This window comes from Microbacterium sp. ISL-103, from assembly GCF_018613995.1.
In the GTDB taxonomy this organism is placed as follows: domain Bacteria; phylum Actinomycetota; class Actinomycetes; order Actinomycetales; family Microbacteriaceae; genus Microbacterium.
The window spans coordinates 1-1138 of the sequence record NZ_JAGGPD010000579.1 but is presented as its reverse complement, the minus strand read 5'-3'; the positions used below and the strand labels follow the sequence as shown (position 1 = coordinate 1138).

1 protein-coding gene and 1 pseudogene are annotated in these 1138 nt (G+C 70.2%); both read right to left on the bottom strand.

Annotation, left to right across the window (positions count from 1 at the left end; all coding sequences use genetic code 11):
* Positions 1-405, bottom strand: a 405-nt coding sequence (locus J7E68_RS18105; RefSeq protein ID WP_215174941.1) for a hypothetical protein, incomplete at its 3' end; no start/stop codon positions are given.
* A pseudogene (locus J7E68_RS18100) lies at positions 402-1138 on the bottom strand (EscN/YscN/HrcN family type III secretion system ATPase); the annotation flags it as partial. The gene J7E68_RS18105 and the pseudogene J7E68_RS18100, both read right to left, overlap by 4 nt.

The following is a 1138-nucleotide window of genomic DNA, read 5'->3' as shown; positions in this document are numbered from 1 at the left end:
GCGGGAGCTGCGCACGGCCGCGATCTCATCGAGTGCCTGCTGCTCGGCGGCGAACTCGGACTTCGCGGCCTCGACACGGTGGGTCGTCTCCAGCCGCTCCAGGCCCTTGAGCTCGCGACGCGCTTCGACGTGCACGGACTTGGCCTCGGTCTCGGCAGACCGGCGCATGTCGACGAGCGCCTGCAGATCGCTGAGGGTGCTGCGTCCCGCGGCCCGCGCGGCCGCCATCGCCATGAGCAGGCGCGGATCGTCGATCTGAGCGCTGATCTCAGAGAGGCTGGTGACCGCGCTGTTCTCGGCCGCCTCTGCCTGTGCGCGATCGGCGCTCGCTCGTGAGAGCTGCTCAGCGGCGACGCGCTCCTGGGCGCCGCGGACTCGCAGCAGGCCGGCCAGTGGGAAGGTCATGGGGTGAGTCCTCCGAAGTCGGTGGTGAGGGCGGCGAGCTGCTGCCACGAGTCGTCGGACGCGGTGAGGTCGTCCATCTGCTGGGTGAGGAATCGCGAGATCGCTGCCTCATGGGTGATCGCGGCATCCACCAGCGGGTTCGCACCCTGGCGGTAGGCGCCGATGTCGATCAGGTCGTTCGCACTGCGTCGGGCAGCCAGAACGCTGCGCAGCGTCACGGCGTGCTGACGCTGCTCGGCAGTGGTGATCTTCGAGACCACGCGCGACACCGAGCCGAGCACGTCGATCGCCGGGAAGTGTCCGCGGATCGCCAGCGCCCGATCGAGCACGACATGCCCGTCGAGGATCCCTCGCGCGGCGTCCGCGATCGGCTCGTTGTGGTCGTCTCCGTCGACGAGCACCGTGTAGAGACCCGTGATCGAACCGATCGGACCGGTGCCTGCTCGCTCCAGCAGCCGAGCGAGCACAGAGAAGGTGGAGGGCGGGTAGCCGCGGGTGGCCGGCGGCTCGCCGGCGCTGAGTCCGATCTCGCGCTGGGCCATCGCGACGCGGGTCAGCGAGTCCATCATCAGCACCACGTTGCGGCCGTCTTCACGGAACGCCTCGGCGATGCGGGTCGCCACGAAGGCGGAGCGCAGTCGCGCCATGGCCGGCTGATCGGAGGTCGCGACGACCACGACCGAGCGGGCGAGCCCCTCGGGGCCGAGGTCGTCTTCGAGGAACTCCCGCACCT